This is a genomic window from Streptomyces aurantiacus JA 4570 (assembly GCF_000414115.1).
Classification (GTDB): Bacteria; Actinomycetota; Actinomycetes; order Streptomycetales; family Streptomycetaceae; genus Streptomyces; species Streptomyces aurantiacus_A.
In genome coordinates this window covers 1-26,349 of record NZ_AOPZ01000005.1, presented here as the reverse complement: position 1 = coordinate 26,349, position 26,349 = coordinate 1, and the positions used below count along the sequence as shown (strand labels likewise).

At 70.9% G+C, this 26,349-nt stretch carries 29 protein-coding genes; 15 read left to right on the top strand and 14 right to left on the bottom strand.

Annotated elements, in window-relative coordinates; all coding sequences use genetic code 11:
- Positions 1–52: 52 nt before the first annotated feature.
- Positions 53–649 (bottom strand): TetR/AcrR family transcriptional regulator, encoded by a 597-nt coding sequence (locus STRAU_RS00605; protein ID WP_016638255.1) that lies wholly within the window; start codon positions 647–649, stop codon positions 53–55.
- Between the two features lie 502 nt (positions 650–1,151).
- On the opposite strand from STRAU_RS00605, the gene STRAU_RS00600 reads away from it, so the two are divergent.
- The 6 genes from STRAU_RS00600 to STRAU_RS00575 all read left to right on the top strand — a co-directional run bounded on the left by STRAU_RS00600 (position 1,152) and on the right by STRAU_RS00575 (position 6,671).
- Positions 1,152–2,096: a Gfo/Idh/MocA family protein gene (locus STRAU_RS00600; RefSeq protein ID WP_037656822.1), complete on the top strand. Its 945-nt coding sequence runs from the start codon at positions 1,152–1,154 to the stop codon at positions 2,094–2,096.
- A gap of 452 nt (positions 2,097–2,548) precedes the next feature.
- Positions 2,549–3,370, top strand: coding sequence for an MmyB family transcriptional regulator (locus STRAU_RS00595; RefSeq protein WP_016638253.1), 822 nt, complete (start codon positions 2,549–2,551; stop codon positions 3,368–3,370).
- A gap of 117 nt (positions 3,371–3,487) precedes the next feature.
- Positions 3,488–4,528: a beta-ketoacyl-[acyl-carrier-protein] synthase family protein gene (locus STRAU_RS00590; protein WP_016638252.1), complete on the top strand. Its 1,041-nt coding sequence runs from the start codon at positions 3,488–3,490 to the stop codon at positions 4,526–4,528.
- A gap of 347 nt (positions 4,529–4,875) precedes the next feature.
- Positions 4,876–5,142 carry a hypothetical protein gene (locus tag STRAU_RS00585; protein ID WP_016638251.1) on the top strand — a complete coding sequence of 89 codons (267 nt, stop codon included), beginning with the start codon at positions 4,876–4,878 and terminating at the stop codon, positions 5,140–5,142.
- Positions 5,142–5,810, top strand: a complete 669-nt coding sequence (locus tag STRAU_RS00580; RefSeq protein WP_016638250.1) for a trimeric intracellular cation channel family protein — start codon at positions 5,142–5,144, stop codon at positions 5,808–5,810. The genes STRAU_RS00585 and STRAU_RS00580 overlap by 1 nt, the downstream gene beginning before the upstream one ends.
- Before the next feature lie 75 nt (positions 5,811–5,885).
- Positions 5,886–6,671, top strand: coding sequence for a GNAT family N-acetyltransferase (locus STRAU_RS00575; protein WP_037656820.1), 786 nt, complete (start codon positions 5,886–5,888; stop codon positions 6,669–6,671).
- 41 nt (positions 6,672–6,712) lie between these two features.
- On the opposite strand, the gene STRAU_RS00570 is transcribed toward STRAU_RS00575, so the two are convergent.
- On the bottom strand, positions 6,713–7,900 hold the full coding sequence (locus tag STRAU_RS00570; RefSeq protein WP_016638248.1) for an isoaspartyl peptidase/L-asparaginase family protein: 1,188 nt from the start codon (positions 7,898–7,900) through the stop codon (positions 6,713–6,715).
- 141 nt (positions 7,901–8,041) lie between these two features.
- Here STRAU_RS00570 and STRAU_RS42145 point away from each other — a divergent pair, with 141 nt between their 5' ends.
- Complete coding sequence (locus STRAU_RS42145) at positions 8,042–9,145, top strand: hypothetical protein (protein ID WP_016638247.1); 1,104 nt, start codon at positions 8,042–8,044, stop codon at positions 9,143–9,145.
- A 22-nt stretch (positions 9,146–9,167) separates the two neighbouring features.
- Here STRAU_RS42145 and STRAU_RS00560 read toward each other — a convergent pair whose 3' ends face one another.
- Positions 9,168–10,394 (bottom strand): acyl-CoA dehydrogenase family protein, encoded by a 1,227-nt coding sequence (locus STRAU_RS00560; protein WP_016638246.1) that lies wholly within the window; start codon positions 10,392–10,394, stop codon positions 9,168–9,170.
- A gap of 166 nt (positions 10,395–10,560) precedes the next feature.
- Here STRAU_RS00560 and STRAU_RS00555 point away from each other — a divergent pair, with 166 nt between their 5' ends.
- Complete coding sequence (locus STRAU_RS00555) at positions 10,561–11,217, top strand: TetR/AcrR family transcriptional regulator (RefSeq protein WP_016638245.1); 657 nt, start codon at positions 10,561–10,563, stop codon at positions 11,215–11,217.
- Between the two features lie 61 nt (positions 11,218–11,278).
- On the opposite strand, the gene def is transcribed toward STRAU_RS00555, so the two are convergent.
- The gene (def, locus tag STRAU_RS00550; RefSeq protein WP_016638244.1) at positions 11,279–11,824 is read right to left on the bottom strand and encodes a peptide deformylase; all 546 of its coding nucleotides are present in this window, start codon (positions 11,822–11,824) and stop codon (positions 11,279–11,281) included.
- 156 nt (positions 11,825–11,980) lie between these two features.
- Between def and STRAU_RS00545 the strand changes: the two genes are divergently transcribed.
- The 5 genes from STRAU_RS00545 (at position 11,981) to STRAU_RS42810 (ending at position 16,515) form a co-directional block, all read left to right on the top strand.
- Positions 11,981–13,219, top strand: coding sequence for a Mur ligase family protein (locus STRAU_RS00545; RefSeq protein ID WP_016638243.1), 1,239 nt, complete (start codon positions 11,981–11,983; stop codon positions 13,217–13,219).
- 48 nt (positions 13,220–13,267) lie between these two features.
- Entirely contained in the window at positions 13,268–13,999 is a 732-nt protein-coding gene (locus tag STRAU_RS00540; RefSeq protein WP_037656819.1) for a type 1 glutamine amidotransferase, read from the top strand.
- A gap of 162 nt (positions 14,000–14,161) precedes the next feature.
- A complete protein-coding gene (locus STRAU_RS00535; protein WP_016638241.1) occupies positions 14,162–15,187 on the top strand; it encodes a 6-phosphofructokinase in 1,026 nt (341 codons plus the stop codon).
- 114 nt (positions 15,188–15,301) lie between these two features.
- Positions 15,302–16,261 (top strand): cytochrome c oxidase assembly protein, encoded by a 960-nt coding sequence (locus tag STRAU_RS00530; RefSeq protein WP_037656817.1) that lies wholly within the window; start codon positions 15,302–15,304, stop codon positions 16,259–16,261.
- Between the two features lie 95 nt (positions 16,262–16,356).
- Positions 16,357–16,515 carry a hypothetical protein gene (locus tag STRAU_RS42810; RefSeq protein WP_037656815.1) on the top strand — a complete coding sequence of 53 codons (159 nt, stop codon included), beginning with the start codon at positions 16,357–16,359 and terminating at the stop codon, positions 16,513–16,515.
- Between the two features lie 66 nt (positions 16,516–16,581).
- Here the strand turns inward: STRAU_RS42810 and STRAU_RS00520 are convergent, their stop codons facing one another.
- A complete protein-coding gene (locus STRAU_RS00520; protein ID WP_016638238.1) occupies positions 16,582–16,980 on the bottom strand; it encodes a subtilase-type protease inhibitor in 399 nt (132 codons plus the stop codon).
- Between the two features lie 272 nt (positions 16,981–17,252).
- Here STRAU_RS00520 and STRAU_RS00515 point away from each other — a divergent pair, with 272 nt between their 5' ends.
- Together STRAU_RS00515 and STRAU_RS00510 are read left to right on the top strand one after the other, a co-directional pair.
- Positions 17,253–17,996, top strand: a complete 744-nt coding sequence (locus tag STRAU_RS00515; protein WP_016638237.1) for a lysophospholipid acyltransferase family protein — start codon at positions 17,253–17,255, stop codon at positions 17,994–17,996.
- Positions 17,997–18,107: 111 nt separating this feature from the next.
- On the top strand, positions 18,108–18,593 hold the full coding sequence (locus STRAU_RS00510; protein ID WP_016638236.1) for a YbaK/EbsC family protein: 486 nt from the start codon (positions 18,108–18,110) through the stop codon (positions 18,591–18,593).
- Between the two features lie 93 nt (positions 18,594–18,686).
- Here STRAU_RS00510 and STRAU_RS00505 read toward each other — a convergent pair whose 3' ends face one another.
- The 9 genes from STRAU_RS00505 to STRAU_RS00465 all read right to left on the bottom strand — a co-directional run bounded on the left by STRAU_RS00505 (position 18,687) and on the right by STRAU_RS00465 (position 26,255).
- Positions 18,687–20,303 (bottom strand): alpha/beta hydrolase, encoded by a 1,617-nt coding sequence (locus tag STRAU_RS00505; protein ID WP_016638235.1) that lies wholly within the window; start codon positions 20,301–20,303, stop codon positions 18,687–18,689.
- A 223-nt stretch (positions 20,304–20,526) separates the two neighbouring features.
- The gene (locus tag STRAU_RS00500) at positions 20,527–21,720 is read right to left on the bottom strand and encodes a site-specific integrase (RefSeq protein ID WP_016638234.1); all 1,194 of its coding nucleotides are present in this window, start codon (positions 21,718–21,720) and stop codon (positions 20,527–20,529) included.
- Positions 21,721–21,792: 72 nt separating this feature from the next.
- Entirely contained in the window at positions 21,793–22,002 is a 210-nt protein-coding gene (locus STRAU_RS00495; RefSeq protein WP_037656813.1) for a helix-turn-helix domain-containing protein, read from the bottom strand.
- A 166-nt stretch (positions 22,003–22,168) separates the two neighbouring features.
- Complete coding sequence (locus STRAU_RS00490; protein WP_016638233.1) at positions 22,169–23,434, bottom strand: DUF3631 domain-containing protein; 1,266 nt, start codon at positions 23,432–23,434, stop codon at positions 22,169–22,171.
- Between the two features lie 343 nt (positions 23,435–23,777).
- Positions 23,778–24,680, bottom strand: a complete 903-nt coding sequence (locus STRAU_RS00485; RefSeq protein ID WP_016638231.1) for a bifunctional DNA primase/polymerase — start codon at positions 24,678–24,680, stop codon at positions 23,778–23,780.
- Between the two features lie 86 nt (positions 24,681–24,766).
- Positions 24,767–24,946 (bottom strand): hypothetical protein, encoded by a 180-nt coding sequence (locus STRAU_RS00480; RefSeq protein WP_016638230.1) that lies wholly within the window; start codon positions 24,944–24,946, stop codon positions 24,767–24,769.
- Positions 24,939–25,652, bottom strand: a complete 714-nt coding sequence (locus STRAU_RS00475) for an exonuclease domain-containing protein (RefSeq protein ID WP_259299791.1) — start codon at positions 25,650–25,652, stop codon at positions 24,939–24,941. The genes STRAU_RS00480 and STRAU_RS00475 overlap by 8 nt, the downstream gene beginning before the upstream one ends.
- Entirely contained in the window at positions 25,649–26,041 is a 393-nt protein-coding gene (locus STRAU_RS00470; protein WP_016638228.1) for a hypothetical protein, read from the bottom strand. Before STRAU_RS00470 ends, STRAU_RS00475 begins: the two co-directional genes overlap by 4 nt.
- A 13-nt stretch (positions 26,042–26,054) precedes the next feature.
- Entirely contained in the window at positions 26,055–26,255 is a 201-nt protein-coding gene (locus STRAU_RS00465) for a hypothetical protein (protein WP_016638227.1), read from the bottom strand.
- Positions 26,256–26,349 lie beyond the last annotated feature (94 nt).

Here is a 26,349-nt window from a genome sequence, read left to right as displayed (position 1 = left end):
CGCGGGGCGGCGGCGGGCGGCGGCGCGGCCGGGGCTGGGGCTGGGGCCGAGGTCACTCCGGTGGCGTCAGACATGCCTGTACGGCGGGTGCGTAGCGGTCGGTGATCTCGGCTATCGCCGTCGACCGCACGTGCGGGCCGCGCGCGATGCCGTACATCACACCGAGGCCGAGCAGCATCCCGACGGCCAGCTCGGCGCGCAGCCCGGCGTCCGGTCCGGGCAGGCGCTCGCCGAGCCTGCGCACCACCTGCGTACGGAAGTTGGAGCGCAGGACGTAGCCGTGCTCGCGGTGCAGCGGCGCGTACACGATGCGCAGGATGGGGTCGGCTCCGCGCTCGGCCTGGCTGGTCAGCAGGTGCTGGACCATGTGGCGGCCGAGCCCCTCCAGGGGCGCGTCGAGCACGGCCTCCGCGTCCGCCTCGAAGGACAGGACCTGGGCGAACAGCGCGTCCTTGCTGCCGAAGTACTTCAGGACCAACGGCGGGCTCACACCGGCGCGTTCGGCCACCGCCTTGAGCGTGATGTCGGTGTGCGCGTGCCGCGCGAGCAGATGGCGGGCGGCACGCACGATCGCGGCCTTCGTCGCTTCGGCGTCACGGCGCGCGGGGCCCGGCGAACACGCCGCCGGGTGCGGGGTCGAGCTGGTCATCGCGTCACTTTCCGTCGGTGGCGGCCCACTTGGGCGGCCGGGTCCGAGCGTATGGGGCGTGGCGCCGCGGGGACCACGAATCGGGCGGACTGGACATGGAGACGCCGATCACGGTCCCCTCGGCCGGACGGGCACGGCACCGCCGGTCCCCCGCGAACGCGCCGGCCCTTTCGGACATCAACTATCAGCCACAAGTGAATGTGAATTCACCCCGTGCGCAGCCATGGCCATGAATTGCCATTCACAGGAAGGGAGTTGACGGAGCGTCGAAAATCTGGACACCCCACGCGAACGGTGGGTTCCGTTCTGTCCGCTCCTCTTCCTCTCTGCCCCCGCAGGGCATAGGAGAGCAGCCGGGAGACACCATTGGAAGAACCGCGGAGAGAAAAGGTCCAGACCTAAGGCATCCGGAGGCGACCTCCCCTTTTGCGTGCCCCCGGGGCCCGCCGCGCGGCCTGCCGCCCCATACTGCGGCCACAGTCCGCTCCGCCATACTGCGCGCATGACCAGACTTCGAGTGGGCCTGATCGGCACGGGGCCCTGGGCGACACAGACCCACGCGCCGGTGCTCGCCGCGCACCCCGATGCCGCGCTGTCCGGAATATGGGGGCGCCGCCCCAAGGCGGCTGCCGAGCTCGCGTCCTCGTACGCCACCACCGCGTACGAGGACGTCGACGCGCTGTTCGCCGCGAGTGACGCGGTCGCCTTCGCGGTGCCGCCGGACGTCCAGGCGCCGCTGGCCGAGAGAGCCGCCGCGGCCGGCTGCCATCTGCTGCTCGACAAGCCGGTGGCCACCTCGCCGGAGGCGGCGCGCCGCGTCGCCGCGGCCGCGGACCGGGCCGGTGTGGCGTCGGTCGTGTTCTTCACGCTCCGCTTCGCCCCGCCCATGGCGCGGTGGCTGACGGACCGGGCGCAGGAAGGGCCGTGGTTCACGGCGCGGGCCGACTGGTACAGCTCGTTCTTCGCGGCGGACGGCACCGGCGCGTTCGACTCGCCGTGGCGGGCCGACAAGGGTGGACTCTGGGACGTCGGCCCGCACGCGCTGGCCGTCCTGACGGCGGTGCTCGGCGAGGTCACGTCCGTGACGGCGGCGCCCGGCCCGGCCGACGCCGTCCATCTGATCCTGCGGCACGCGGGCGGCGCGTCGAGCACCGCGACGCTCACACTGCGGGCGCCGCACGCGGCCTCGGGCCTGACGCTGGAGTTCCGCGGCGAGACCGGGACGGCCGCGCCGCCGGGGTGGGGCGAGAGCGGGTGGGGGGACTCGACCGACGCGTTCCGGTCAGCGGTCGACGCGTTGGCGCTCGCGGCGGGCGGCGGGGCGCGGCATCCGTGCGACGTACATTTCGGGCTTCGGGTGACGGAGATTCTCGCGGACGCGGAGCGACAAGTGGACGCGCGGCGGGGCACGGAACTTCCGGCCCGGTCGACGACTCGGGCCTCTTGAGTCGATCCCGGCCGCTCGCGGCGCCCGGAACAGCACGGGCGGCCGGTACCGTGGCCGCTACGTAATGGCGAGTGACGGCACCGGCCGCAGCCAGTGAACCCAGGAACCGAACCGGACAGTAACTGCCGCGCAGGTACACACTGCTCAGTTTCCGACCACACAGATCGGAATACGAACAACCGGTCCCGCGCACTGCCCGACTGCGACCCCGTAGGCGTAGGGGGTGTCCGACGCCGAGGAATTTCAGCCAATTTCACGCTGCTCGAACAAGACGCCCCTGAGTTGTGCCCACGAGCCCACCGACGATCAAACCTGCAGGTCGGTGGTCTCGCGTACTCCATGATGCCGCACCGACTGATCGTTTTCTTCAGGCAATGTTTATGCCCAAAGAAGTTGCGAATATTTAGACTGCTGACGCTCAACTCGGCGTGTACGAAGAGGGATTACCCACCATGAACAAGACGGCGCTGCGCGCTCTGCTCCGCGAACGACGCGCCCTCATCGCCCCCGAATCGCACGGGTTCGTCCGCACGACGGGCCAGGGCCGCCGCGCTCCCGGCCTCTCCCAGCACCAGGTGGACCAGCTCCTCCACCGCACCCTGGGCACCTACCACCGCCTGGAGTCCGGCAACTACCCGAACCCCCCGGCCGCCCTCCTGCGCGACGTGGCCCGGCTGTTCGGGCTGAATGAGCAGGAGTGGGTGTCCTTGTGCAGGTATGCCCTGCTACAGGACCCTCCCGGGCCGCTGCATCTGTCCTCGGGGAAGGAGGTTCCGGGGATCTGGCGGGAGGCGGTCAACGGCGTCTCGCACATCGCGTACGTCACAGACGCCTCGTGGGACATGCTCACCTACAACGAGGCGTGCGCCGCGGTGTTCCCCGGCCGCGAGGTGCCGACCAACATCATGCGCTGGATGGTCCTCGACCCGGCCGCCCGCGAGATCCTGCTCGACTGGGGCACGTCCTGGGCGCCCATGCTGCTGCCGCAGCTGCGCGCGGCCCTCGCCACCCGCCCGGAGGACGAGACCCTGCGGCAGATAGAGAAGGAAGTGCTCGCCGACCCCGTGGCCGCGCCGCTGTACGGCGCGGACAAGCCCTACCCCCACCCCGACGGCGACGAGCGGCCCCTGCTGCACTCGGAGAAGGGGGAGGGCTGGGTCATCATGTGCGCGGCCCAGCCCTTGACCGCTCCGGGCGCCCGGATGATGATCCTTGTGTTCCACCCCGGAAGGGAGCGGGTGCACTCCAGAGCACCGATGCTCCGGGCCACGTGATCACAACTTGGGATTCCGCAAGCGGAACCGGCACGACTGGACGCGCGTTCGACGAGGTGCAGTACGTTTCCTTATGTCTGCCCTCCACATTACGACTGCGCCGGTGGGAGCCTTCTCGTGTCCGCTTATGTCCTCAGACCCCAGACTGTTGTCGGTGATCACAAGGTCACGACCACCGACATCACCGACGACATACGCAAGCACCACGCCGAGCACCCCCGGCTCGGCGCGTTCCTGCGTGTCATCGGCAACTGCGGCGTCCAGACCCGTTACTTCACCCGTCCCCTGGACTCACCGACCGTGGCCGGCACGGCGGACATCCACGAGCGGGCCACCGCCGCCTTCGACGACGCCGTCGTGATGGCGGAGCGGGCGGCCACCGCCGCCCTCGACGCGGCGGGCCTCGCCCCGGGTGACATCGATGCCATCGTCACCACGCACACCACCGGCTGGTCGGTGCCGAACCTGGACATCCATCTCATGGCCCGGCTCGGGCTGCGGCCCACGGCGCGCCGGATCGCGCTGACCACGCTGGCCTGCCCGGGAGGCACGCAGGCCCTGATCCGGGCGGCGGACCTGGTGGCCGCCCGGCCGGGCAGCAAGGTCCTGGTGGTGGCGGCGGAGGTGATCTCCTCCGTCTACCACCACAACGACACCGGCATCGAGGCGATGATCTACAAGGCCCTGTTCGGCGACTCCGCGGGCGCGGCCGTCGTCACCGACGAGCCTCTCGGCCCGGGGCTGCTGATCGAGGACTCGTACGAATACGTCCTGCCGGGGAGCATCGACCGCCAGCGCGGCCGGATCACGGCGGACGGGTTCCACTTCGACTCCACCCGCAAGGCGCTGACCGCGGCCGACGACGTGCTGCCGCAGCTCCTGGAGTGGATAGGCCCGCGGAGCGCCGAGTTCGCCGTCATCCATCCGGGCAGTCCGCGCATCATCTCCGACACCGCGGCCGCCCTCGGCCTCGGTGCCGAGGACGCGCGGCACTCCACGGACACCCTCGCCAACGAGGGGAACCTGGGCGGCGTCAGCATCCTCCGTGTCCTGGAGCGCACCCACGCGGCACCGCCCGCCGACGGGGCGCGGGGCTACACCGTCGCGTTCGGGCCCGGCTTCACGACCGCGGCCGTGCGCTGCCGCTGGCACGCCTGACACCGTCGGCACGCCTGAGGCCGCCGTACGCCCGAGCCCGCCGGCACGCCTGACCGCGGTACCTCCGCGCCCGGGCCGCCCCTCAGCGATTGCTCCCACGCGTGTGACCGCGCCTGTCCTCCCGCGCGTGCGACCGCGCCTCCGCGCCCCTCGTACCCTCCCGCACCGGCGGCCCGGTGCGGGAGGGCTTTGCCGGGTGTTTGCGTGCGCTTGTGCGAGACCTGGTGACGGCCGCCCGCCGCTGCCGTCCCGCACCGCCCGGGACGGCGGATTTCGTCCTTTCGGCCACCCCGAACCGGCCACGTGACCGATGGCGCGCCCCCGCACGCCCCGGTCAACCTGGACGGATGTTGCCCCAGCACGGCGGCGCGGACCCGCGGCTCGACGTCCTCGCCCTGACGATCGCCGCCGTCGCGTCGGCGGCATTCCTGGTGGTCCTGCGGCGGCCGGTCCCATGGGGCGCCGACAGGGGCGACGTGGGCGCCGACCAGGACGTGCGCCCGAGCGATGGCGCCGCCGACGCCCCTTCCGCTTCCGCCGAAGGAGATGCGACCCCTGTCGAAAGCGGGGCCACCACCGAGGGTGGAGCCATTCCGGGAAGCGGGGTCGGCTGATGATGCACACGCTCTACCTCGTCGGCATCGCCGCCTTCGCCGCCAGTGGCGTGCTCGCCGCGCACCGCGCGCGGATGGACCCGTTCGGCGGGCTCGTGCTCGCCTTCGTCGCCTCCATCTCCGGCGGCACCCTGCGCGACCTCATCCTCGACCGGCACCCGCTGTACTGGACGCACGACTGGGTGCTGCTCACGGTCGTCGCCTGCACGGGCGTGGCCACGATGCTGTACCTGCGCCACCGCGAACTCCCGCAGCGCTCGCTGATGGTGGTGGACGCGGTCGGCCTGTCCGTGGTGACGGTCATGGGCGCGCAGGCCGCCATCGACGCGCACGTCACGCCGCTCGCCGTCGTCATCCTCGCCGTGCTCACGGGCGTGACCGGCGAGGTCGTACGCGATGTGCTGTGCGGCCAGTTCCCGCCGCTGCTGCTGCGCGAGGAGGTGTACGCGACCGCGGCCCTGGCGGGCGCCCTGTGCTACCTCGGCCTGCACCACGCGGGAGCGTCACCGACCGCGACCACGGTCACCTCGGCCGGACTCGTGCTCGCCCTGCGCCTCGCCGCGATCACCACATCGCTGCACCTGCCGCCGCTCGCCCGGGCGGCGGGCGGACAGCCCCGCCCGGCGGCGGACCGGGACCCCGAGGACACCCCGCGCGCGAACGCCTGACCCGGGCGGCCAACGGGCGGGCGCCGCCGCGAAATTCCGTTGCCCGACCGGCACCCCCCTGCTGAAGTGACCCGCATGGATCACACAACGGTGCTCGCGGCGTACGACCGGCAGATACGGCGGAACCTGGACACGGTCGGGCCGGACGGGCCGGGCGTGCTCATCGAGCGCGCGGGCGGTGTCGTACGGCGCGTGGGCGCCGCGCACGACTGGAACGGCGTCCTCTGGTCGGGGCTCGACGAGACCACGGCGGACGAGGCGATCGCCGCCCAGGTACGCCACTTCACCGCCCGCGGCCTGGAATTCGAGTGGAAGGCGTACACGCACGATCTGCCCGCCGACCTGCCCGGGCGCCTCCTCGCGGCCGGATTCGCGCCCGAGCCCGCCGAGACGCTGATGGTGGCCGCCGTCGACGAACTGCCCCTGGACGCGCCCCCGCCCGAGGGCGTCCGGCTGCTCCCGGTCACGGACGCGGAAGGCGTGCGGCTCATGGTCGACGTACATGAGCAGGCATTCGGCACGGACGGCAGCGCGCTCGGCAGACAGATCCTCGACCAGCTCACCACGGCGCCGGAGTCCGTCGCCGCGGTCGTGGCCCTGGCCGGTGACACACCGGTCAGCTCGGCGCGCCTGGAGTTCCAGCCGGGCACGGACTTCGCCGGACTGTGGGGCGGCGGCACGGTGGCGCAGTGGCGCGGCCGGGGCGTGTACCGCTCGCTGATCGCCTACCGCGCCCGCCTCGCCCAGGCCCGTGGCGTGCGCTACCTCCAGGTCGACGCGTCCGACCAGAGCCGCCCCATCCTCGGCCGCCTCGGCTTCACGGAGCTGGCGAAGACGACGCCGTACGTGTACCGACCCTGACCCCGGCCGCCCACGCGCCCGCGCGTCCGGCCGCCCGGTCGTCAGGAATTCGGCGGCGTCTCGTCCGGGAAGATCTTCGTGACGATCTTGCCGTCCTTCGTGAGATAGCCGTGCAGCATGCCCGGGCTGCTGTGCGGCGCGTCGAACTCCCCGTTCGGCGCGAGCGCGATGACACCGCCGTCGCCGCCGAGCCCCGGCAGCCGCTCGACGATCACTTCGTACGCGGCGGTCGCGACGCCGGCCCCCTTGAACTCCATGAGGTTGGAGATCGTGGAGGTGGCCGCGCCCCGGATGAAGACCTCGCCGGCCCCGGTGGCGCTCGCGGCGACCGTGCTGTTCTTCGCGTACGTCCCCGAGCCGATCAGCGGCGAGTCGCCGATGCGGCCGGGCAGCTTGTTGGTCATGCCGCCCGTGGAGGTGGCCGCCGCCAGGTCGCGGTCGCCGTCCACGGCGACCGCGCCGACCGTGCCCTTGGACTGCGCGTCGGCGACGGACGCGGGCGAGTCGACGGCGGCCTTCTCGCCGTCCGAGACGTCCGAGCCGCCCTTGCCGTCCCCGCCCGCCTTGCCGCCCTTGCCGCCCCGCGCCGCCTCCTTGGCCGCCATCAGGGCGTCCCAGCGGGCCTGCGTCCAGTAGTAGTCCTGGGTGACCGTCTTCAGGCCGTTACGCGCGCCGAAGTCGTCGGCGCCCTCGCCCGAAAGCAGCACGTGCGGGGACTTGTCCATGACCGCGCGGGCGCCCGCGATCGGGTTGCGCAGGCTCTTCACGCCCGCCACCGCGCCCGCCCTCAGGTCCGAGCCACGCATGATCGACGCGTCCAGTTCGTGGCCCGCGTCTGCGGTGAACACGGCGCCCTTGCCCGCGTTGAACAGCGGGTTGTCCTCCAGTTTCTGCACGGCGGCCTGGACGGCGTCCACGCTGGAGCCGCCCTTGTCGAGGATCTTGCGCCCGGCCTTCATGGCGTCGGCGAGCCCGTCCCGGTACGCCTTCTCGCGCTCCGGAGTGGTCTTGTCCCGGTCGAGCGCGGTACCGGCCCCGCCGTGCACGGCGAGCACCACGTCCCGCGCGTCGGGCCTGCCCTTCCCGGCGGGCCGCTCCCCGTGAGCGGCGGGCGCCGTGCGGCCGTCCGGATCCCGGCCCGCTCCGTCGGGGACTACGACCGCGGTCACGGTGACCGCGGCGGCGGTGGCGAGGACGGGAATCAGCCAGGTCAGGGGACGTCTGCGCATCGGCACTCCTCGGCAGGGGGACGCGAGCGTCCACGGTAATGGCATGACCATGGCGTCTACCAGAGCGCGTCGGCCGCCCCTACCATCACCTCCGTCACCTGTCCCACGCGCGTCCGACTTCCGTACCGGAAAGGGCACATCATGGGGGAACACGTCACCCGCAGGGACCTCATCCGCCTCGGCGGCACCGCCGTCGCGACCGCCGCCCTCGCCGGCGCCGGCCTCGGCACCGCCCGCGCCGCCCAGCCGCTCGCCCTCCCCGCCTCCCGCGCCTTCGACCTCGCCGACTCCTCGGACCCGGTGTTCATGCACCAGCCCACGTGGTGCCCGACGGTCATGCAGTGCGCGGGCTACGACCACCTCAACAAGCACTGGTACGTCGCGCAGGTCATGTACAACCCGGACGACGGCGTGCCGTACGCGACCCGCCTCAAAGAGGGCGACATCGCGATCACCAAGCTGAGCGCGGACGGCGGCACGATGATCGGGCGCATGTATCTGCGCGGGTTCGGGCACGGCGCGCAGATCGGCGTCGAGCCGACCGCCGCGGGCGCGCCGCCCTACCTGTGGATCGAGTACGCCTCCGAGGCGCCGGACGGCAAGACCGGCTTCGGCACGAAGGTGTGCCGCATCAAGTACCTGGGCCCGCCCGCGAGTCAGCCGCCGCGCAGCTTCCACTGGGACAGCGCGGCCGACCGCACGGCGATGAACTTCAAGGACCGCACACCCGATCCGGCGAAGCTGCCCGGCACGGGCGCGACGCTCTCCGCGCCGCGCCCGGTCGTCGACATGCACCACCGCCGGCTCCTGGTCCGCTTCAACCGGGGCAGCGATCTGCAGTGCGCCGTGTGGGACCTGGACGCGGCCGTCGCGGCGCCCCTGGGCGCACCCCTGGCGCACCGCGCGGGCCTGTACAAGCCGCCGGTGGCCCAGGGCTTCTGTCTGTACGGCTCGTACCTGTACCTGTACGAGGGCGAGGCGTACAAGAACGGCGGCCCCGGGAACACCGACGACACCGGCAACACGTACATCACCCGCGTCGACCTCAACACCGGAGCCACCGAGCGGGCGTTGACGCGCGCCCTGAAGAGTCTGACGTTCCGTGAGCCGGAGGGCATGAACATCATGCTCGTGCCGGACGCGGCCGGGCCCGGCGGCTACAGCGCCCGCCTGACCTTCGGCTTCGCGTCCGGCGCCGAGGGCGCGCGGCGCTGCAACATCGCGTACAAGGACAAGCTCGTGTGAGCCCCGTACGCACCGGCGCGGTTCAGCGGATCGGCAGCCCCGAGAGCGTACGGGCGATCACCAGGCGCTGGATCTCGCTGGTGCCCTCGAAGATGGTGTAGATCGCGGCGTCCCGGTGCATGCGCTCCACCGGGTACTCGCGGGTGTAGCCGTTGCCGCCGAGGATCTGGATCGCCTGGGCGGTGACCTTCTTGGCGGTCTCGCTGGCGAACAGCTTGGACATCGAGCCCTCGGCGGACTCGAACTTCTTGCCCGTGGTGGCCATCCAGGAGGCGCGCCACACGAGCAGCCGGGCCGCGTCGATCTGCGTACGCATGTCGGCCAGCTGGAAGGCCACCCCCTGGTTGTCGATGATGGGGCGGCCGAACTGCGTACGCGTCTTGGCGTACTCCAGGGCCTCTTCGTACGCCGCGCGGGCCGTGCCCACCGCCATCGCGCCGACCGCCGGGCGGGACGCCTCGAACGTCGCCATCGCGGCGTTCTTCAGGCGCTCGCCACCGGTCTTGGCGCGCTCACGCGCGCGTGCCAGGCGCTCGTCCAGCTTGTCCTTGCCGCCGAGCAGGCAGGAGCCGGGGACGCGCACGTCCTCCAGGACGACCTCGGCGGTGTGCGAGGCGCGGATGCCGTGCTTCTTGAACTTCTGCCCCTGGGACAGGCCAGGGGTGTCCGGCGGCACGATGAAGGACGCGTGGCCCTTGGAGCCGAGATCGGGGTCGACGACCGCGACGACGACGTGGACGCCCGCGATGCCGCCGTTGGTCGCCCAGGTCTTGGTGCCGTTGAGGACCCACTCGTCCTTGGCCTCGTCGTAGACGGCGCGGGTCCGCATGGAGGCCACGTCGGAGCCCGCGTCCGGCTCGGACGAACAGAAGGCGGCGACCTTCACGTCGTTCACGTCGCCGTACATCTGCGGGATCCAGGTGCCGATCTGCTCCTCGGTGCCGTTGGCGAGGACGCCCACCGCCGCCAGGCCGGTGCCGACTATGGACAGGGCTATGCCCGCGTCGCCCCAGAACAGTTCCTCCATGGCCATCGGGATGCCGAGCCCGGTGGGGTCGAAGAACTGCTGGGCGTAGAAGTCCAGGGAGTAGATCCCGACCTTCGCCGCCTCCTGGATCACCGGCCAGGGCGTCTCCTCGCGCTCGTCCCACTCCGCCGCGGCCGGGCGGATCACGTCGGCGGCGAATCCGTGGAGCCAGTCCCGGACCTCCTTCTGCTCGTCGTTGAGCTCCATGGTGAACTCGGCCATGACCCCTCCAGGACTGCGGAACCCTGCTACGTTACTTCCGGTAACTGGAGTCTGTTACTGGCCGGTAGCCGATGTCAACTCCCGGCAGCCCGTTCGATGCGCACCCCCGCGTGAGTGTTACGTTGCGCGTGCGGCAGCCAATCGCATCGGGCGGAGAGAGCACTTCATGGAGACCACGCAGCGGACCGATCAGCAACGGTCCGCCGAGCAACGGCGGCGCGAACTGCTCGAGGCGGCCGACCGCGTCGTGCTCCGCGAAGGACCCGGCGCCTCGATGAACGCCATCGCCGCCGAGGCGGGCATCACCAAGCCCATTCTCTACCGGCACTTCGGCGACAAGGGAGGGCTGTACGCGGCCCTCGCCAAGCGGCACACCGACGCCCTGCTCGCCTCGCTCCGCGCGGCCCTGGACGCCCCCGCCGAGCGCAGGGAGCGCGTGGAGTCCACGCTCGACACCTACCTCGCGGCGATCGAGGCCCGTCCCCAGGTCTACCGCTTCCTGATGCATCCGTCGGAGGCGGGCCCGACCGGCGACCAGAGCGGCGAGGGCGGCTTCGACGTCGGCCTGCACTCCGTTCCCCTGCTGCGCCGGCTCGGCGAGGAGCTGGCCGAGGTCATCGAGGAGCGGGTCGACCTCGGCCCGGAGAGCACCCAGCTCGCGCGGGTGTGGGGCCACGGCATCGTCGGCATGATGCACGCGGCCGGCGACTGGTGGCTCGGCGAACGGCCCTGTTCCCGCGCCGAGTTGGTGCGCAGCCTGGCCGACCTGCTGTGGGGACGGCTCGCGGCGGCGGGCAACCGGGTGGGCGGGCCCGGCTTCTGAGGTCCGGCTGCCGAGGTCCGGCTGCCGAGGCAGGCCCCGGACGGGGTTCGACGACGGGCTCTCAGGCCGTCGTGGCCCAGGGCGCCCGCGCCGCCTGACGCAGCACCCGGCGGCGCCGCCACCCGGTGACGTGGTCGGTGTACACCCCGCCCTCCAGGTGGTCGTACTCGTGCTGGAGGCAGCGGGCGAAGAACCCGGTGCCGTGCACCCGCACCGGCTCCCCGCGCAGCGTGACGCCCTCCAGGACGGCGTGGTCGAAGCGCGGGGTCGCCGCCTCCAGGCCCGGCAGCGACAGACACCCTTCGGGGCCGCGCACGCTCACCCCGTCCACGTCCACCAGGCGCGGGTTCACCAGGTGCCCGAGGTGACGCACGTCCTCGTCGTCCGGGCAGTCGTAGACGAACACCCGCAGGCCCACACCGATCTGATTCGCGGCCAGGCCCACGCCCTGCGCCGCGTACATCGTGGCGTACATGTCCTCGATGAGCGCGGCCAGTTGCGGGCCGAAGTCGGTCACCTCCGCACAGGGGGTGTGCAGCACGGGGTCGCCGAGCAGGGTCAGGGGTCGTACGCGCCCTGAGGCGCCCGGGATCGAGCCGTGTCGCATGGCGGCAAGAGTACGGTCAAGGGACTGCCGCGCCGCTGACAGGGGCTGACAGGGGCTGACAGGTGCCGTGATTCGGGCTTGTCAGTCGATCTCGATAGGCTGGCCCGACACGATGCCGGGCAGGCGCGGCGCCGTACGCAAGGAGGATCCAGACTGATGGCAGGCAACACGGACCCGCTGTCGCCGCGGGCCAAGCTGGCCGTGACGGCGGGCAAGGCGGCCGCGGCGGTGTCGCGCGCGGCGGGCCGCGGCAGCGGTTCGGTGATCGGCGGCAAGGTGGCCCTCAGGCTCGACCCAGAGCTTCTGGGCCGGCTCGCCACGCACCTGGACGTGGTGCTCGTCTCGGCCACGAACGGCAAGACGACCACGACGCGGCTGATCGCCGAGGCCCTGGGCGCCAGCGGCCCGGTCGTCTCCAACGCGCTCGGCGCGAACATGCCTGCCGGCATCACCTCCGCGCTCGCGGGCGGCTCCGACGCCCGGTTCGGCGTGATCGAGGTCGACGAGAAGTACCTCGCGGGTGTCGCCCGCGACGTCTCCCCCAAGGCGATCGCGCTGCTCAACCTCTCGCGCGACCAGCTCGACCGCGCCGCCGAGACCCGCATGCTCGCCGAGAAGTGGCGCGAGGGCCTGGCGGGGTCCAAGGCCGTCGTCATCGCCAACGCCGACGACCCGCTGGTCGTGTGGGCCGCCTCCTCCTCGCCGAACGTGGTGTGGGTGGCCGCGGGCCAGGAGTGGAAGGACGACGCCTGGTCGTGCCCGGCGTGCGGCGGCGTGATGCAGCGCCCCGGCGACGACTGGTTCTGCGGCGAGTGCGGCTTCCGCAGGCCCGCGCCGAGCTGGGCCCTGTCCGGGGACTATGTGCTCGACCCGCACGGCTCGGCCTGGCCGATCCACCTCCAGCTCCCCGGCCGGGCGAACAAGGCGAACGCCGCCTCCTCCGCCGCCGTGGCCGCCGTCTTCGGGGTGCCCCCGCAGGTCGCTTTGGAGCGGATGTATCAGGTGCAGGCGGTCGCCGGGCGCTATGACGTCGTGCAGTTCCAGGGGCGCGACCTGCGCCTGCTGCTCGCGAAGAACCCGGCGGGCTGGCTCGAAACGTTTTCGCTCATCGACCCGCCGACCACCCCGGTGATCCTCTCGGTGAACGCCCGCGGCGCGGACGGCACCGACACCTCCTGGCTGTGGGACGTCGACTACACCCGCCTCGCCGGTCACCCGATCTTCGTGCTCGGCGACCGCAAGCTGGACCTCGCCGTCCGCCTGGAGGTCGCGGGCCTCGACTTCCGCGTGTGCGAGAGCCTCGACGAGGCCGTGCAGATCGCCCCGCCCGGCCGCATCGAGACGATCGCGAACTACACCGCGTTCCAGGACCTGCGCCGCCGCGTCGGCAACTGAGGCCCCGGACTCCCCCGCACTTCGAGACCTTCGTAGGGACCAATGAGCATGAGCGACAACAGCCTGCGGCTGGTGTGGGTCTACCCGGACCTGCTGAGCACGTACGGAGACCAGGGCAACGCCCTCGTCGTCGAGCGCCGCGCCCACCAGCGCGGCCTCCAGGTCGAGCGGTACGACGTCCGCAGCGACCAGCCGGTGCCCACCTCCGGCGACATCTACCTGATCGGCGGCGGCGAGGACCGCCCGCAGCGCCTGGCGTCCGAGCGGCTGCGCCGTGACGGCGGTCTGCAGCGGGCCGTGGGCAACGGCGCCATCGTCTTCTCGGTGTGCGCGGGCTACCAGATCCTCGGCAACGAGTTCATCAACGACCTCGGCCAGCGCGAGCCCGGCCTCGGCCTGCTCGACGTGGTGTCCACACGCGGCGAGGGCGAGCGCTGCGTCGGCGACGTGCTCGCGGACATCGACCCGCAGCTCGGCCTGCCCGAACTCACCGGCTTCGAGAACCACCAGGGAATCACGCACGTCGGCCCCGGCGCCCGCCCCTTCGCCCGGGTCCGCCTCGGCAAGGGCAACGGCACGGGGGACGGCACCGAAGGCGCCTACAACGGCACGGTCTTCGGTACGTACATGCACGGGCCCGTCCTTGCCCGTAACCCCCTCATCGCCGACCTGCTGCTGAAGCTGGCCCTCGATGTGAACGCGCTGCCACCCACGGACGACCGGTGGTACGACGCGCTGCGCGGGGAGCGGATCGCCGCCGCGCAGCAGCAGCCGGCGTAGCGCCGCGAGCGCCGGGCGGGCTGGAATCCAGCCCGCCCCGAGCCGGTGTCCAGTGGGTGGGCGGACTCTACGGAGAGGGACCTCGCGCCGGTAGGGTGACTGCTGATCCAGCCGGACGACGTGGTCCGGGATTCGGCCCACGTAGCGAAGGTATTCCGGGCTATGCGCATTGGTGTCCTGACTTCCGGCGGCGACTGCCCCGGCCTGAACGCCGTCATCCGTTCGGTCGTCCACCGTGCCGTCGTCGACCACGGCGACGAGGTCATCGGCTTCCACGACGGCTGGAAGGGCCTGCTCGAATGCGACTACCGCAAGCTGGACCTGGACGCGGTGGGCGGCATTCTGGCGCGCGGCGGCACGATCCTCGGCTCCTCGCGGGTGCAGCCCGCCCACCTGCGTGACGGCGTCGAACGTGCCAGGGGTCACGTGGCCGAGCTCGGCCTCGACGCGATCATCCCGATCGGCGGCGAGGGCACGCTCAAGGCCGCCCGTCTCCTGTCGGACGCGGGGCTGCCCATCGTCGGCGTGCCCAAGACCATCGACAACGACATCGCGGTCACGGATGTGACCTTCGGCTTCGACACGGCCGTCGGCGTCGCCACCGAGGCCCTCGACCGTCTGAAGACCACCGCCGAGTCGCACCAGCGCGTCCTGATCGTCGAGGTCATGGGCCGGCACACCGGCTGGATCGCGCTGCACTCCGGCATGGCGGCCGGCGCGCACGCCATCGTCGTACCCGAACGGCCCTTCGACATCGAGGAGTTGGCGAAGAAGGTCGGCGAGCGGTTCGAGGCAGGCAAGAAGTTCGCCATCGTCGTGGCCGCCGAGGGCGCCAAGCCCCGCGAGGGCAGCATGGCGTTCGACGAGGGCGTGAAGGACGTCTACGGCCACGAGCGCTTCGCCGGCATCGCCCGCCAGCTCTCCCTCGAACTGGAGCAGCGCCTCGGCAAGGAGGCCCGCCCGGTGATCCTCGGCCATGTGCAGCGCGGCGGCACCCCCACCGCGTACGACCGCGTCCTCGCGACCCGCTTCGGCTGGCACGCCGTGGAGGCCGTGCACCGCGGCGAGTTCGGCCGGATGACGGCGCTGCGCGGCACGGACATCGTCATGGTGCCCCTCGCCGAGGCCGTCGAGACGCTGAAGACCGTGCCCGAGGAGCGGTACGAGGAAGCGGAGTGTGTGCTGTAGCACTCCGGCGCCCTCAGGGACCCCGAACCGCCCCCGGTCGCAAACGCGTCCGGGGGCGGTTCTACTCTGGTGCGGACACACAGCGCACAATCTGCACGAAACAGGAGCCAGCGGATGGATCACAGCGGGCACGGCATGCATGGCATGAACATGGATCTGCCGCCGTTCACGCTGGGGCGCGGGCTCGAGCCCTCGGCCGACCCCTTCTTTCTCATTGGCTGCCTGGTGGCCCTCGCCCTCTACGGATGGGGGGTCGTGCGGCTGGTGCGGCGCGGCGACAAGTGGCCGGTCGGCCGCACCGTCTCGTTCGTCGTCGGCGTCCTGACGATCCTGCTCGTGATGTGCACGAAGCTGAACGACTACGGCATGGTCCTGTTCAGCGTGCACATGGTGCAGCACATGATCATCAGCATGCTCTCGCCGATCCTGCTGCTCATGGGCGCCCCGATCACGCTGGCGCTGCGCGCGCTGCCGGTCGCGGGCCGCGGCCGCAAGGGCCCGCGCGAGCTGCTCCTGGCGCTGCTGCACAGCAGGTACGTACGGATCATCACGCACCCCGCGTTCACCATCCCGCTGTTCATCGCGAGCCTGTACGCGCTGTACTTCACGCCGCTGTTCGACACCCTGATGGGCTCCAAGGCCGGGCACATCGGCATGATGGTGCACTTCCTCGCCGTCGGCCTGGTGTTCTTCTGGCCGATCATGGGCGTGGACCCGGGCCCCCACCGCCCCGGCTACCTGATGCGGATGCTGGAGCTCTTCGCCGGCATGCCGTTCCACGCCTTCTTCGGCATCGCCCTGATGATGGCGTCCGAGCCCATGATCGACACGTACAAGAACCCCCCGGCCTCGCTCGGCGTCGAGGCGCTCGCCGACCAGAACGCGGCCGGCGGCATCGCCTGGGCCTTCAGCGAGATCCCCTCGGTGCTCGTGCTGCTCGCCCTGCTCTTCCAGTGGTACCGCTCCGACCAGCGGGAAGGCCGCCGCAAGGACCGTGCCGCCGACCGCGACGGGGACAAGGAGCTGGAGGCGTACAACGCCTATCTGGCCTCACTGGCGGCGCGCGGACGCTAGCGGCAAGGCCGCATCACGGGTGAGGATGGCCTCAGGCCATGGTCACGGCGCCGGCGCCAGCCGACCGCCCGACCTGCGTTTGAGGAGGCAGGGCGATGCCTGGTTCTACGAAGACGATGGGGGCTTTCACCATCGGGGGGCTCGTGATGGTGACCGCCTACACGGTGGCGCTCGGGAGCAACGGCTGGCTGTGGTTCGGCTGGGTGGTGCTGGGGCTGCTCACGGTGGCGATGGTGTTCGCGCGGACGACGTGAGGGGCAGGCCGTACGGCCTCGGCAACGCCCCGAGGAGCGCTCTCACAAACGCCCTCGGAAACGCCCTCAGAAGCGGAAGACGTGCCCGGTCCCCGACTCCAGCTCGCACGCGTTGCCGTACGTCTTGCGCCACGTCACCGGCTTGCCCCGGAACTCCCCGGTCGCGCTCACGGTGACCGGCGAGTACTCCCTGGTGCACAGGCTGCCCTCGCGCGCCAGCTTGTCGAAGTCGCCGCCCGCCGCGTCCAGCTCGGCGCAGGCGCGCGCCGCGTGCGGGTGATGGCCGCCCGGCTCGGGCACGCACCGCAGCACGACGCCCCGGATCCAGGTGTTCTCGTCGCCCGAGACGGTCAGGAAGACACCGCGCTGGCGGGACGGCGCGTCGGTACCGGGCGCCGCCGCGACGGGCGCGGCGGCCGCGGCGAGCGCGATCAGGGCGGCCGAGGTGACGGTGAGCGAGCGCATGGGACCTCCGGGAGCAGCGACGGACGCCGGGCACGGACGGTGGCGTCAGGAACGTCGGGCACCGGTCAGAGCACCTCGCGGCACCCCGCCCGGCAAGCCGCCACGCCGGTCGCTCCCCCGTACGGGGCCTGTCGCACCCCCGCACGGACGCACGGCCGGCACCCCACCGACCGCGCACCGCACGATCCACAAGACCCGAACGGGCTCTCGCGCATGCGCGGACGATTGACTACTGTGCGTCGGCACCACCCCTGGGGGAAGGCGGCGCCCGCATGTTCTATCTACTGCTCAAGTACGTGATCCTCGGGCCGCTGCTCCGGCTGATGTTCCGGCCAAGGATCGAGGGCCTGGAGCACATTCCGGAGCACGGAGCGGCCATCGTCGCCGGGAACCACCTGTCGTTCTCCGACCACTTCCTGATGCCGGCCATCATCAGGCGGCGCATCACGTTCCTGGCGAAGGCCGAGTACTTCACCGGCCCCGGCATCAGGGGCCGGCTCACCGCCGCGTTCTTCCGCAGCGCCGGGCAGATCCCGGTGGACCGCTCCGGCAAGGAGGCGGGCCAGGCCGCGATCCGCGAGGGCCTCGGCGTGCTGCGCAAGGGCGAGCTGCTCGGCATCTACCCCGAAGGCACCCGCTCGCACGACGGCCGCCTGTACAAGGGCAAGGTCGGCGTCGCCGCGATGGCACTGCGGGCGCACGTGCCGGTGGTGCCGTGCGCGATGATCGGCACCTTCGAGGCCCAGCCGCCCGGAAAGGTCGTACCGCGCTTCCGGCGCGTGACCATCCGCTTCGGCGAACCGCTGGAGTTCTCGCGCTATGCGGGCATGGACGGCGAGAAGGCGGTCCTGCGGGCCGTGACGGACGAGATCATGTACGCGATCCTCGGCCTGTCCGGCCAGGAGTACGTGGACAAGTACGCCGCCGTGGTGAAGGCGGAGGAGGCGGCGGAGCGGGCCTCGGACAGCGGCCGCTCCTTACCGGAGCGGAAGTTCCCGAGGATGCCGCTGAGCTGACGCGTGTGCCTCCCGTGCGGCGAGGCGTTCCCGGCGCGCGCTTATGATCCAGCCATCGGACTGTTCGACTACCGGGCGGGGACGCCTGGTTGGCACGGCCGGAGGCCAGAGGTGACCGAGCACGCCCAGTACACGAAGCTCATCGGACTGCTGGAGGAGAGGGGCGCGGGGTACCGCGTCATCGAGCACGCTCCGGAGGGCGCCACGGAGGCGGTGAGCGCACTGCGCGGCCACGGACTCGCGCAGGCCGCCAAGTGCATCGTGGTGATGGTGAAGCTGGACAAGAAGACGAAGCGGTACGTCCTCGCGGTCGTGCCCGGCGACCGGCGGGTGGACCTGAACGCGGTCAAGGCCCTGCTCGGCGGGGTGTACGCGGGTTTCGCCACGCAGGAGGTGGCGGAGCGGCTCTCGGGGAGCGTGAGCGGCACGATTCTGCCGTTCTCCTTCGACCCGGAGCTGGAACTCGTCGTGGATCCGGCCCTGCTGGCGCACGAGGAGCTGTTCTTCAACGCGGCACGCCTCGACCGCTCGCTGGCGCTGCGGACCGCGGACTACCGGGAGATCGCCCAGCCGAGGCTGGAGACGATCTCCCAGTAGCTGCGTGGTGGCTGCCGGCCGTGGTTACGGCTTGGGTGTGGCCGTGATTACGGCTCGGCCCTGACCGTGACTACGGCTCGGCCCTGACCGTGGTTACGGCTTGGGCGTGGCGTGCGGTGCGCACGTCACGTCGCGGCTGTCCACCTTGCCGGTGAGCAGGTAGGTGTCGACGCGCTCGTTGAGGCAGGGGTTCGCCAGGTTGGTGATGCCGTGCGAACCGGCGTCCTTCTCCGTGATCAGACGGGAGCCCTTGAGCCGCTTGTGCAGCTCGACCCCGCCCGGGTACGGCGTGGCGGCGTCCCGCGTGGCCTGGGCGATCAGCGTGGGCGGCAGGCCCTTGCCGGTCTTGACCTCGACGGGCTTGTGCTGCTTGCTCGGCCAGGTCGCGCACGGCAGGTTCATCCAGGCGTTGGCCCAGGTCATGAACGGGTGGTCCTTGTGGATCCGGGTGTTGTCCCGGTCCCACTTCTTCCAGCTGGTGGGCCACTTGGCATCGGCGCACTCGACGGCGGTGTAGACGGCGTTGCCGTTCTCCGACGACTTGTTGCCGGCGATGTCGGACATGTCGGGGCTCGCGGCCTCGATCAGCGGCTTCGGGTCACCGGCGACGTACTTGCTCCAGTTGGTGGCGATGGAGACCCACGTGGAGTCGTAGTACGGCGCGTTCTGGAAGTACGAGACGAGCTCGGCCGGTCCGACGACACCGTTCAAGGGGTTCTTCTTGGCCGTCGCCCGCAGCTTCTCCCACTGCGCGCGCACCTCCTTGTACGTGTCGCCGAGGTGGAAGGTTGCGTCGTACTTGGCGACCCACTCCATCCAGTCCTTCAACCGGACCTCGAAGGCGACGTCCTGGTCGAGGTTGGCCTCGTACCAGATCTTCTCCGTCGAGGGGTTGACGACGGAGTCGAAGACCATGCGGCGCACGTGCGACGGGTAGAGCGTGGCGTACACGGCACCGAGGTAGGTCCCGTACGACACACCCAGGAAGTTGAGCTTCTTCTCACCGAGCGCGGCCCGGATGACGTCCAGGTCACGGGCGGTGTTGGGCGTAGTCATGTGCGGCAACATCGCACCGCTGCGCTCCTTGCACCCCTCCGCGTACTCGGCGGCGAGCTTGCGCTGGGCGCGCTTGTCGGCCTCGGAGTCGGGGACCGGGTCGAGCTTGGGCGCCTTCACGAACTCCTGCGGGTCGACGCAGGAGATGGGCGCGGAGTGGCCGACGCCGCGCGGCTCGAAGCCCACGAAGTCGTATGCCTTGGCGGTCTTCTCCCACAGCTTGTTCTTGCTGGTGACGCGCGTGGGGAAGCGGAGGCCGGAGGCACCGGGTCCGCCGGGGTTGTACAGCAGCGCCCCCTGCCGCTCCTCCTTGCTCCCGGTGTTGCCGATCCGGTCCACCGCGAGCTTGATCTGCTTGCCGTTCGGCTTGGCGTAGTCGAGCGGGACGGTGACCCAGCCGCACTGGATGGGCTTGGCGATGCCCCAGTCCTCGGGACAGTCCTTCCAGTCGATGCCCTTCTTCGCGGCGCGCCGGGCGGCGACGGCCGCACCCGCCGCTTCACGGTCCTTGGCGGCCGCGGCATGGGCACGGCCCTGGCCGGACTGGGCGTCGGCGCTCGCGGACGGCGCGGCGAGCGCCCCCGCTATCAGCGTCGCCGCGACGAGTGTGCCCGCGGACCCGAACGTCACCGTCCGTCTGGTCCGCGTGGTCATCGGGGTACGACTCAAGTGGGGCCTCCCGCACATCGATTCGGTCGTTCGCTCGGTACGGGGATACTTCCGTCTGTGCGGTCCCTGACAACAGACGTGCTGGACGATTTTTACCAATCCGATAAACGGGGCGGTTTGTACCGGTCAACGGTCCCTGCACGTCACGGTGATGCGGCGCAGGGCTCCCCCAGGCTCCGGGAGCCAAACGGGGAGCCCTGCGCTCGAATCAGTCGTGTTCGGAGGCTCCCTCTCCCTCCGTCTCGTCGTCGCCGAAAATGTCGTCCATAGCCTCCGCCCCATCGGAGATCACTGGCCGCAGTTGCTTGCGATAGACCCTCTCGGTCGTCACGCTGCCGCTGTGGCCGACCAGACGTGCGATGACTTCAATCGGAATGCCGTGGTCGGAGAGCAGGGACACGAAGCTCGTCCGGAGCTCCCGTGTGGTCCACTCCCCCGGGTTCTCGATGCCGGCTGCATCCAGGAGCACCCGGAAGTTCCGCCGTACGTCGGTGGCATCGCGTCGTTTCCCGGTCGCCGTGGGGAAGACGAGTCGATCGTCCGTCCACACCTTGCCCGCCGCCCGGCAATCAGCCTGCTGTCGGGCTTTATGCGCCTTCATCACGAGAGCGGCCTGCCGCGGCATGGCCAGCGAGCGACGGCTCTTATGCGTCTTGGTGTCACCATGCCGGCGCACAGAGCGCCAAACGTCCACGTGCGGCTTGCCCTCCGTCGACTCTGCGAAGTGGATGTGTCTCCAGGTGAGGGCTCGCGCTTCCTCTGGCCGGACTCCCACCAGGAGGGACAGCACCACGTAGGTGTGGATCCAAGTCCCTTCCATGGCACGCAGGACCGCCTCCCCCTGCTCGAGGGAAAGGGATTTGCTCGGTCGGCCAGGTCGGCCTTCCGGTAAGTCGACCAGATCAGCCACGTTGCGTACGGCTCTGCCGCGTCTCTGTGCGTGAGCGATGGACCGCCGCAGGATCGAACGCACCATCCTCAAGGACCGGGTCGCGAGCACCTCCGCCCGGCCCTCCAACCACTCGTCGACATCATCAGCTTCAAGATCCTTCAGCTTGGCCACACCCAGATACGGAATGATGTGGTTGTCCGCCAGGCTCCGGTACGTGCCGATGCTCGTGGCTTCCTTCCCCTTGAGCCCCTGGGAAAGCCAGTCGTTCACGGCTTGGGTAACCGTGTAGCTGGCCGGCGCTCTTGCCCCGCGGGCCAGTTCCTTCCGCAGCTCGCGCAGCTTCCGGCGCACTTCGGTCTTGGTCTTGCCCGACACCTTCGGACGCTTGCGGCTGCCGGACGGGGTGTATCCCAGCGATACCGCGCCGATGTACCTGTTCTTGGACTTGTCCCAGTAGATCGAGTCGTCACCGTGCCCTGCTCTGCTTCGCCTCGCAGGTGTCCCGGTCATGCGTTCGTACCTTCCGTGGGCAATGAGCGGGGCCGCACCCGTGGCGGGTGCGGCCCCGCTTAGATCTCGGGATCAGGCGGCGGTTTCGGCCTCACGCTTGAGAAGTTCGACGTACGCCGCGACGTACTCGGGCGGAACAAGCCGTCGTCGGCCTATTCGGACCGTCTGGAGTCGCCCAAGGCGGATCTCCTCGTAGACCATCGAGCGACCGATCCCAAGCACGGTCGCGGCCTCTTCGGGCCTGTAGAGCAGGGGGGCTACGGAGGACGTGACGGAGCTCATCCGGGATGCCTCCTCGGCAGGTGTCTTTAGGGCTTGTGGGGAATCCGCAACATCCGCCACGCCGCAACATCGCTGGTCAGCGGCTTGAATCTGTGGCGGATCGTGATTGTGTTGCGGATAGGTGCCGCCACGCGCGGGCGCGGCGGCACCTATCGGGTGTGGTTGGTCAGCCGACGCTGCGCAGCGGGCGTGTGTCGGTTTCCGCGAACATGTGGCGGCTCTCGGACGGGCCTTCCGCCACAGATTCACCCTCGCTGACCTGCAGTGTTGCGGCTGTTGCGGCTGTTGCGGACTTTTCGGGGGGAGGGGGGCAGTAGCGGGCCCACGCGTCGCTGAGGTCCTCCGCGTAGTACCCCTTCGGGGTTCCGCTGCCGACGCGGATACCGCGGGGCCGGATGGGGGTGTTGTCGGGTCGGACGTACTGGCTCAGGAGCTTGGACAGGCCGCGGGCGGTGAGCGGCTTGCTGTGCTGTCCGTCGTCACTCAGGTCGGCCCACGGCGCGTCGTCCAGTCCAAGGAGGACTTCCAGGATGGCGGCGGTGGGCATCCGGTCCGCGCCGCAGAACACGCAGTCGCGCAGGTCGGTCAACAGCCGCACCCCGAGGGAGGCTTCGTCGCCTTCCTGCGCGGCCTTGATGAGAGCGACGCAGGCCGCGCGGGCTCTCTCGGGCCAGTGCCCGCCGGCCGCGTCCGCGACCGCAAGGAGCGGCTCCCATACGTCGGCGGGACGGTCGGAGACGCCCTCGGGCATCTCCGGCCACGCTTCGGCGACCTGGTCGTGCACGGTGGCGGACCAGTCGGCGAGCTTCTCGCGCAGGGCATGGCCTTGCTTCTCGTGGGAGCGGCGCCGGTAGGGCTCGACCTTCTCGTTGGGGGCGCGCTTGCGCATGCGGATGATGACGGAGCGGGTCAGGATCGTGTCGGGCAGCGAGCCGAGTCCGGCCATGGCGACGGCGCAGAACGAGGAGAACCATTCCGCGTTCTGGTTGGAGCCGTCGCCGACGCAGCGCAGGGACTTCCCGCCGCGCCGGTAGCCGGAGTTCAGGAACCCTCGCACCTCTTCGTTGCCTCCGGCTTTGGGGCCGAAGACGGTGTCGATCTCGTCGAACAGGAGCGTGGGGGTTCCTCCGTCGGCCTCTACGAGCCGGAAGAGCGCGTTGGCGGAGGCGTTGACGGTGGTGGCCGCGCGTGGGGTGAGGGTTTCCACGATCTCCAGCGCGCGGGACTTGCCCGACCCCGGTTCGGGGGAAAGGAAGGCGAGGCGGGCAGTGCCGTCGAACGCATCGATCAGGTGGGCGTGGGCGTCCCACAGCGTTACGGCGACGTAGGCAGCTTCGGTGGGGAAGACGTTGAAGCGGCGGTGGAACGCTTCGACCTCGTCGAGCAGCGCGGCCCCGTCGATGGACGGCGCGTCCGGGTTGGTGCTGGTCATACGGCGTTCCTCCCTTCCTGAGGAGTGCGAAGGGGGCATTGGCCACCGTGGGCGGTGTGGTCGTCGATGAGGGCGAGCACCTTGCGATGGCCGACGGCGCTGCGGTCGCGTCCGCACGCGCACCGCGAGGTAGCCGTGGGCACGGCGCCGCGCGGCGCGACGATGTGCAGCCACGCGATGGGGTACCGGCCGTCTCCGATGTGCGGGTCAGGGCGAAGAGCTGAAAGGACGCCTTCGGCGACGCCCTTCGGGGCGCCCACGGCCGGTGCGGGCGAGGCGAGTTCGGCGACCCATCCTCGGTTCGCGGCCGGTTGGCCTTCCAAGGGGGAGCGGGCGGGGGCGTTCATGCTGCCTCCCGGGGGCGGGCCTTGCGGATGGAGCTGTCCAGGGCGCTGCGGATCGTGGCGCGGCACTCGGCCGGCGTGAGTCCCCGGGCCTCCCCCGCCCCTTGGAAGGCCGCTTCAGCCACGTGCCGGGGGAGGTCGCCCCACGCCACGAAGCGCCCCACCTTGAAGGCGCAGCGGTTGAGCGTGGTGTTGCGCTGCTTGTCCGGCGCCGTCGCGACAATGGCGCACTCGGCTTCCAGCGCGGCCAGGGCCGCGCGGCTGCCGTCGACCGCGGGAAGCCGCAGCGGCCCCGCAGGGCGCGCGGAGGCCGGTTTCAGGATGTTTTGTAGCCATTCGGGCAGCGGCGCCGCCACAGAGCCGCTCACGGTTTCGTACGGCCCGGCGTCGACGATGCTGCCCGCAGCGACGACGTAGCCTCCCCATGCTCGGGTGTCGACCAACTCGCCGATGGTTCCTGCGGTGTTGGTCAGCCGTACGTCAGGCGGGGCGGTGAAGTACAGGTGCATCCCGCCGCTCGCGGTCCGCACCCGGTAGGTGTCGGGGACGGCGTGTGCGGCGCGCTCGCAGAGCGCCTCAAAGGTCGCCGCGCCGCAAGGCGCGTCCGAACTGCCCCTGGTCTTGGGCATGTCGAGGTCGACGACGAGCAGCCCGGACGGTCCGCAGGCCACGCCGACGTTGTACGGGGCGCGGGTCCATGCGGCGCGGATGCGGTCGGGGTCGCGGGTCGCGCGCTGTTCCCACTTGACGTGGGTGGTGGCGCACGGGCCGGTGCGGGGGCACGAGGTCTCGCCGTGCAGGGCGGGGCGCTTGGTGCCGGGGCGCAGGGGGAAGACGTGCCAGCCGCGGGCGGCGGCTTGTAATGCTGCCTGAAGCAGCACGGCACGGGTGTCTTGGGTCATCCTGGGACCTCCACTGTTGAGTTGTGCGGTGGAACGAGGGCGGCCCCGGATCTTTGGCGAGATGAGGGGGCCGCCCTTGGCTTTGGCTAGGTGTCGTCCGGCTTGCCGTCTGCGGGGCGTGCCAGGTCGGCGGTGAGGTACAGGCGGGTGCGCATGCCGTCGCGGGTGGGGTAGGTGCGCGCCTCTCCGGTGCGGAAGGCTTCCCCCAGGGCGCGGATGATGGTGTCCGCGTCGTGGTCGTCGCAGATGACCCGGATCTCAAACACCGCTCTGCTCCGCAAGGTTGGGCGGGATGAGGGGCCAGTCGGCCGTGACGGTGGCGGCGGGGTCGGTGCGGCGCAGATGCGCTTGCAGGCCCGCGGCCTGTTCTGCTGCCCATGCCCGCTGACGGAGGTGAAGGTCGACCAGCGGGATTGCAGCGAACCGGGGGTGAACGCGGGGCAGGCGCCAGGTCAGCCGGGCCGCGGCTAACGCGTCCTGGACGGGGTCGTTGGGGCCGTCATGGCGTACGCGGTAGTGCTCGCACAGGGCGGGTAGGGTGCGCCGTCCGCGCCGGTAGCGCTCCGCCTGCTTGTCGAGCACGGCCGGGTCGATGACCGGTGCCACGTCCCCGTCCAGGAACGGCACGTCGTGGCGTGCGCACTCGCGGGCCAGCACGGTCAGTGCGTAGGGCGCGCGGAAGACCACCAGTGGACACCCCTCGGACAGTGCCTGCGCGAGGGCGCTGACGATCTCGGGGAGTGTTTCGCCCGGTGCGCGCCCGTCGGCTTGGGCCTGTTCGGTGGTGATCCCGTGGATCGCGGCGGCTTCCGCCGGCACTTCGGTGCCAGGGTCTAGCAGCCATGCCGTGGTGTCGGGTTCGGTGCCGCCGACGGCGACGACGGCGGCGGCCACGATCCGGGCGGTTTCCGGGTCGGTCCCGGTGGTCTCCACATCCAGCGCCAGCATCGGACCGTTCCCCCAGGTGCTCACGCGGTCCTCCCATCGGTGCTGGCGACGCAGAGCTGCCAGGTGGCGAGCCGGTACATCTCCAGGACCTCGATGAGGAGTTCGTCCACCTCGCCGGTGGAGTCATCGGGGTCGGTGACCAGCACGCGCGGCGGGCAGCCGAGCCGGGCGTGGATGGCCAGCCGGTGCGCGGGAGCGTCATCGGGGTCGGTGTCCGCACGCAGCGTCCACACCTGGCCGGGCTCCGCCAGCGCGATCGGGTCGCTGTGCAGGATGCGGTGGACGGTGAGCTGGAGGGCGACCGGTTCGGGCAGGAGGTCCAGGTGGGTCAGCTCGTGGGCGCGGGCGTAGATGAACGCGCGGGCCTGGTCGGCTCCCAGGACTAAGTCCAGGGGCGTGGGCGGGGTGATCATGTGTGGTGCTCCTTCAGGGGTGATTGACGGTGGTGTCGGTGCGGATGACGGCGAAGGTGTCGTGGATGGCGTCGTAGTGGACGTGGACCGGTCCGGGCGCTGTGGCGCGGGCTTCGTCGGCACGGTGCGCGGCCAGGAGTTCGGCGCGAGGGTTACCGGCGGGGTAGGCGTACAGGCGGACAGGCGTGTGTCCGGCGCAGTGGCGGCAGGCCATGGCGCTGCTCCCTGACGAGGTCGTAGAGGACGTGGAAGGGGAAAGGGTCGTCTTCCATGCACACGCCGAATGCTTTGATCCAGTACCAGCGGAA